This window comes from Treponema sp. R6D11 (genome assembly GCF_054786075.1).
Window position 1 is genome coordinate 1 of record NZ_BDHD01000093.1, and the last position, 7,231, is coordinate 7,231.

Genomic DNA, 7,231 nt, shown 5'->3' on the forward strand with positions numbered 1-7,231 from the left:
GATCTAAATGAAGAGTGTGTACAGTGGCAGTCAGTTTGATAGGGCTCGACTAGAAGATCTATGGAGCCTGATGGACGACATTAGATTAATAACGCAAAAATCCTCTAAATCACTTGATGATAAGGTAGTTCCGACATTCTTTTACGATGCAACCGCGAGGGCGGGATTGTCTTAGGAATCCGCCGTAAGTTACATTCGCGGAAAATAAATTTCAACAGACAACGCCATAACACTTGGGAAGTAAAAGGTTTCCCCAGATAATCGGGCATTCCGTTCCTTTTGTAAAGCTCTTTGTCGGTGGACAGAATATTTGCAGTCATGGCGACGATGGGCGTTCCTGTTTGTAATTTATTGATAATTGACGCGGCTTCAAGCCCATCCATTACCGGCATATGTATATCCATAAAAATTAAATCGAAAGGTTTTTCGTCTCTTTCCATTCGCCCGCGTACCATATCTACGCCTTCTTTGCCGTTTCCGGCTACAGTGGCTTTTATCCCCACTCTTGCAAGATACTCGCATATAACCCGTTGATTCATGGCGTTGTCCTCGCAGACAAGTATCTCGCCTTCAAAAGAAGGTTTCTCAATTTTTTCAAGCGTCGCTTTTTGTTCCTGTGTTTCTTCAGTTTCGTTTGTTGTATCGAATTTCAAAGTAAAGCTGAATTTACTGCCGATTCCAGGAGAGCTTTCCACATCCATACTGCCGCCCATAAGCCCGATTAAATTTTTGGTTATGGGAAGTCCAAGACCAGTACCGCCGTATTTGCGCGTCATGCTTGAATCGCCTTGAACAAATGGTTCATTTACTTTTGATATTTGTTCCTGCGTCATGCCGATACCGCTGTCTTTTATTTCAAAATATAAGGTAATGCTGTTTTCGGTTGATTCTTTGATAGTCGATGAAAGTTTGACAGTTCCCGTGTTCGTGAATTTTACCGCGTTGGTAAGCAGGTTAATCAGTATTTGGCGTAACCTTGTCGGGTCTCCAAGTAGTTTTTTCCCGATTGAAGGCTCCGCATAGAAATAAACATGAATGCCTTTTTTTACGGATTTGGAAACAATAACTGTTTGGCAATAACCAAGTATCTCGTGCAGGTCAAATGGAATATGCTCAAGTTCCATTTTTCCAGATTCAACTTTGGATATGTCAAGAATGTCATTTATAATCTGTAAAAGCCCTTCCGCGCTTTCCATAATTTTATAAAGGTATTCTCTTGTGTTAGGTTTTATTTCGTCGTCCATTGCCAACTCGGAGAATCCGATAATGCTGTTCATTGGCGTCCTTATCTCATGGCTCATGTTGGCAAGGAAAACTGTTTTTGCAAGATTGGCGGCTTCCGCTGTGTCGCGCGCCAAACGCAAATTATTCTGGGCTTTTTGCATTTCATCAAGCATCGCGTTATCTTTTCTTAAATCTTTGGCGTATCCTGCAACAACGTATTCATCGCGGTGCTTTATGCGTACCAGAGTCATCTCGACAGGAATGGGTTCGCGCATCAGTGTTTGGTGCGCCCACTCAAAACGGAGATACCCTGTTTTAAACGCTTTTTTGATGTATTCAACAGTCAACTCTTTTGTTGGTCTTCCGTTGGGTTGGTATTCGGGGGAAAGATCATAAAATTTGTTTAAAAATTCCTGTTTGCCGGATAACTGAAACAGTTTTACTGTTTCTTTATTGCATGATGTAATGTTACAATCCTCGTCCCATAGCATACAACTTAGAGGCATGGCATCAAGCATAAGCTGGGTAACTTCGTCCGCCTCCCGTTCCGCTTCTATGGTTGTAAGCAAGATGTTCTTTTTCCGATTTTCATCGTCTAATTTGTTTTTTGTTCTGTCAACGCTTATTAAAATGACAATTAAAACAGCCGCCAGAATTGTACCAAGGACAATGAGCATAAGAGTCATTATGTGTAATTCGCGGTAATACTCGGCTTTGGGTATCGCAAAGCATAAAACCCATCCGTTTTTAAGACGGGAAGTAAAGGCAATCATTAATTCGTCTTTATAATTTTTTACTTCGCGTTCAGTAACGTCAACACCGGCTAAAACTTCGTCTGCCAACAGCGAAAATCCGCCTTTTATTTCTCGCGCGTTTTTACCTACAATATTCGGTTCAGGATAATAAAATACATTCAGTTTTTCGTCCATAAAAAGACCATAACTGTTCTTGGTAACATGCATATCGGCGGCATATTTTTTAATGCTGTCGGGAGGTATAATTATGCGTATTGCAGCTAACGGGTTGCCTTTTTCATCAAAAATTCTGCGTATATAGGCGATGCTTTGATCATTTGTATTTGAATCAGGATACATTGGTAGAACAGCTATTCTGTCTCCGGCTTCAACTGCCGTCTTATACCATTGTTTTTCCGTAGGATTATAGCCGTTAGGTATTTCTCTGTCTGGGGCATAAATGTATTTCCCTTTGAATACGTCAAAATAACCTGAAAGGTCGTTAAGTATTACCTTGTCCTTTGTTTGCCGTAATTCATTAAAGATGTCCCGCATATATTCCTGAACAATATACTCGTTATTGCCCCGTAAAATCATTCCGCGCAAAGTTCCTGAAATTGCGGTCATAGTATTTTCATATCCAGCCAGTTCAGCTTCAATTTTAAGTTTGGTTTGGGTAAGCATATCCTCGGCATCTCTGTTTATTTTAGCATGCATCATTTTTCTGACATAAAGACTGCTTGATAAAATCATTAAAATAAAAGCCAACACTACAAACAGCAGTTGTAAAAATAACGAGCGTATGGACTTTATTTTCTTAAAAAGTTCAAAAAACGAGGACATATTACATTTTATCATAAAATTAGTAAAAAAACAATAAATTTAACATAAAATTGTATAATATGCGTAAAAAAGCCCGTGTTACAGCCTGTTAAATAGGGAAAATATCATTTCTCCGTCAGATTTTTAACCGCGTCCCAACCATGAGGCGGCGGGGTTTCCATAAACGCCTTGCATCTGTGCGCGTAAAACTTGGCTACATTGTCATTGGGGTAAGTTTCTATCAGCGAAACAAATATGGCAAAAGCCTCCTTAAACTTGCTTTTTTCATATAAATCAAGCGCTTTTTCCCAAATTTCCACCATGCCGTGTTCAGTATCCGTTGGCAGTAATTCGTACAGGCGAAGTGGTGTGTTTATCCCAACAACTCTTACGCGGTCAATACGGCGAAGCAGAAACTCATCGCCTATTTTTTCCCTTGTGTATTCGCTTATCAATATGCCGCCTGTTTGGTAATGCTTGTTTACCCCTTCAATGCGAGACGCAAGGTTTACCGCGTTTCCCATGATTGTATAGTCCATCTTTTTTTCAGCGCCCATATTGCCTACTACCATTTCGCCTGTATTTATTCCGATGCGAGTAAAGAGCGGCACAGGGCTCAATTTTTCGCTGACTATCATTTTGTTCAGTTCCCTCTCCGCCGTCTTAATTGCAAGTGCGCTGCGGCAGGCAAGGGAGGCATGATCGGCGTTGAACAAAGGAGCGCCAAAGAACGCGATAATCGCGTCTCCCCAATATTTGTCTATGGTTCCAAGATGTTCCATGATAATATCGCTCATCGTTGTAAGGTATTTGTTTAAGAGTCGTACCAGATGGGCGGGATCAAGGTGTTCGGAAATTGCCGAGAAATTTTGTATGTCGGTAAATATCGCTGTCATCTCCCTCTTTTCGCCGCCAAGGTTCAGCTTGTCGGGGTCTTTGATAATTTCAGAAATAATCTCCGGCGCAAGGTAGCGGGAAAAAGCGTTTTGTATAAAATTTTCTTCGGTCATCAGCATTGCGTAAATGATAATTACCATAATCATGAAAGAGTAGGGAACAGCCCAGAACAACGGAACAGAACCGCTTTGTAAAACAAAAAGATCTCTCAGACTGCACCCTGCGACGGTAAGAGCGATAATAAAAAATGGCACAACTTTGCTGTTTTTCTTGAAAAAAACGACATAAGAGAGAATGATAATACTTCCCGCCAGAATCGGGATCGTATTGATATTTGTCATAACGCCAAACATATCGTTTATAGCTTGCTTTGTATTTTGAATGGCTATGAATAAAGCGCATAACAGGCTGTAGAAAAGAAGAACGGCGGCAATATACTTCTTTTTGTTCCCGAATATTCCAACCGATTCAATTATAAATGCGGCAAAAAACGGCAAACATAACACTTGGAAAACGCGAGTTACTTTCTCGACCATGGTATAATGCGCCGATGCATAGACAAAGCCGACATTAGCGTAGGCAAGGAAGAATGAAAAGCACAATAGCGAAAAATACAAATACTTGATATTGCGACCTCTGGAAAAAAATAGGAGAAAATGATAAAAAGCGATAAGCAACGAAAGAACTTGAGCCATAAGCACCAAGTTTGAAGTTAAGAGGTTTTTTATAAATACTTTTCTTTCATTAACGGAATATTCTGCTATTGAAAATTCAGGCAGCGGATTTTTTTCGTATTCAGGAAACGCTTCGATTACAAGGACGTTTTCTATTGGGGCGTTATCCTCTGAATAATAAATCAATCCGTCCGCAAGCGGTATATGCGCGGCGAGAGATGTTCCGGTACTGTACACCCCGCCTGAGTATATGCCTGATTGGTAAACTACAATATTATTTATCCTAATAACAAACGGCGTAAACAGCGGGTTGAAGTACAGCGAAATATCCCTGTCCTTGCAATCCGTGCTGACGGAAAACGTAGTTTTAAAAACATAATAATTTTCACTGCGACCCGCCATGTCTGGTAAGTCGCCTCCGTAGTACGGCTCAAATCCCGGCATATCGAATTCATGCGCCGCCATTGCCGTCATGTCCGACTGATTCCCGACATACAGAAGGAACTTGTCAAGTTTGATTGAATCAACGCTAGAGGAGAACCTTCTCCAAGGGGAGGCGATTGACGTGTCGTTTGTACGACCGTTTTGCGCGAAAACCTGCGTGGCGGTTAAAAACAGCAATAAAACAATGTATTTAATATTCTTATAAACAGGCATATTTTATAATACCTGATTATCGCTTTTTTTGTATAGTAGCCTAACCGGGCTACAAAAATGCGGTATATAGATACTATTGCGTGTACTAAAAGTAAAAATATTTTCAAAATTTCTCCGTTTTTAGTCAAGCAAAATGACACTCTCGCGCCATATATAGGTGAGCCTTTTTTGAAGGCTAAAAAAAACTATATGTACGAGGTGGAGTAATGGGAAAAGAAAAAAAACCTAGAAAAGAGACAACCATGAAAGAAAACATGGGAAAATTACTGCTTGACTTGGGCAAGTTGGTAGTTGGTGGTATAATTATCGGTGGTATCTTGCGTGGCGCAATACCTCAGGTTATACTAATAGCAATTGGGTCTATAGTAGCGATAATATTTTTTATATTTGGGCTTCTTTGGACAGTGAAAGAAAAGAAAGAAAACAAGGAGTAACCAATGAAAGACGCAATTATTTTATTTGGCGGAGTATTTATGGTCGGACTTCCTTTTATAATAATGGGGTGTGTTATCTCTTGGCGTGAACACCAAAGTAAAAAATTGGCAGAACAATAGTCAATATTCGTGTGATTATTGGTAGAATCCTCGCTATTTTACCCATATTCCCCACCTTGTCTATCTTCCAATTATAAGCTATCATCAAACAAATGACCGAATTCATCCATCTCCATGTTCATTCCGACTATTCACTGGCGGACGCTTCAGTTTCTGTAATGTCGCTTGCTGATAGGGCGGAAGAACTGGGAATGAGTCACATTGCGCTTACAGACCACGGAAATATGTTCGGGGCGATGGATTTTATCGCAGCCTGCGGCAATAAAAAGCGAAAAAGACCCGTAAAGCCGATAATCGGGTGCGAGGTCTATGTTTCGCCCGGCTCTCGCCTTGAAAAAAAAGGCTCCGAGAACGAAAATAAATATTACCACCTTGTCCTTCTTGCCTATAACCGAACGGGTTATTTTAACCTTGTAAAATTATGCTCTCTTGCGTACACGGAAGGTTTTTATTACAGACCAAGAATAGACGAAGAACTTTTATCAAAATACCATGAGGGGCTTATCGCTCTTTCCGCCTGCGCGAGCGGAGAAATTGCAAGGCTTATTCAGGCAGGTAAAATTGATGAAGCGGAAAAAAAGGCGATTTATTACAAAGACCTTTTTGGCAAAGATCAAGCCGGAAACCCCAATTTTTATCTTGAGATACAGGATCACGGAATACCTTCAGGCGGTTTAAGGGGCAGCGATTTGTCTCAAAAAGACATTAACGAGGCGGTAGTGGGGATTTCCAAAAAGACCGATATTCCGCTTGTAGCGACAAACGACGTTCATTATTTGAACAAGGACGATTATATTTCGCATGACGTTCTTCTTTGCATTGGAACCGGAAAAGTTCGCACGGAAGAAAAGCGGAAAAAATATTACGGGGATCAATTTTATTTTAAGACAGGCGATGAAATGGCTGAAATTTTTGCCGAGTATCCGCAGGCTATAGAAAATACCGTAAAAATAGCAAACAGGTGCAACGCCGATGTGCCAAAAATAGAGACAAAAGAATTGCCGCAGTATCTGCCTGAATTTAAAATTCCAGAAGGTTTTAAGGAACCCGGCGAATACTTAAAACATCTTACAGCCGAGGGGCTTGAAAAGCGTTATGCAAAAGAAAAAGAAAATGATTTAAAAAAATGGGAAGAAATAAAAAAGCGTGCTGATTATGAGCTGGAAACGATAATCAACATGGGATATACCGGATACTTTTTAATCGTAGCCGATTTTATAAATTACGCCAAAGAAAAAGACATTCCGGTAGGTCCCGGGCGAGGCTCTGGAGCGGGTTCAATAGTCGCTTATTCTTTACGAATAACAGATATTGACCCATTAAAATACGGACTTTTATTTGAACGCTTTTTGAATCCTGAACGTATTTCCATGCCCGATTTTGACATTGATTTCGCAAATGAAGGGCGTGAAGAAGTAATAGATTATGTTACTCGCACTTACGGCAAGGAAAGAGTAGCCCAGATAATCACATTCGGAACATTGGGAGCGAAAGCGGTTATCAAAGACGTTGCAAGAGTTTTGGGAATATCAATTTCAGAATCGGAAATGATAACAAAACTTATCTCGTTTGATCCTGAAATTACTTTGAAAAAAGCGAAAGAAGAAGAACCTCGTCTTAGAGATATGGAAAGCGATCCTCGTTTTACTGAATTATTCAAAATCGCAAG

4 protein-coding genes are annotated in these 7,231 nt (G+C 40.4%); 2 read left to right on the plus strand and 2 right to left on the minus strand.

Going from position 1 to position 7,231, the window contains the following annotated elements; genetic code table 11:
- Window positions 1–104: 104 nt before the first annotated feature.
- Window positions 105–2,816, minus strand: coding sequence for an ATP-binding protein (locus tag ACYVTD_RS08525; protein WP_461247351.1), 2,712 nt, complete (start codon window positions 2,814–2,816; stop codon window positions 105–107).
- 89 nt (window positions 2,817–2,905) lie between these two features.
- Window positions 2,906–5,008: an adenylate/guanylate cyclase domain-containing protein gene (locus ACYVTD_RS08530; RefSeq protein WP_461247352.1), complete on the minus strand. Its 2,103-nt coding sequence runs from the start codon at window positions 5,006–5,008 to the stop codon at window positions 2,906–2,908.
- 206 nt (window positions 5,009–5,214) lie between these two features.
- Here ACYVTD_RS08530 and ACYVTD_RS08535 point away from each other — a divergent pair, with 206 nt between their 5' ends.
- Together ACYVTD_RS08535 and dnaE are read left to right on the plus strand one after the other, a co-directional pair.
- The gene (locus ACYVTD_RS08535) at window positions 5,215–5,442 is read left to right on the plus strand and encodes a DUF6722 family protein (RefSeq protein WP_461247353.1); all 228 of its coding nucleotides are present in this window, start codon (window positions 5,215–5,217) and stop codon (window positions 5,440–5,442) included.
- Between the two features lie 212 nt (window positions 5,443–5,654).
- Window positions 5,655–7,231: DNA polymerase III subunit alpha (gene dnaE, locus ACYVTD_RS08540; protein WP_461247354.1), on the plus strand; the 1,577-nt coding region annotated here is incomplete at its 3' end.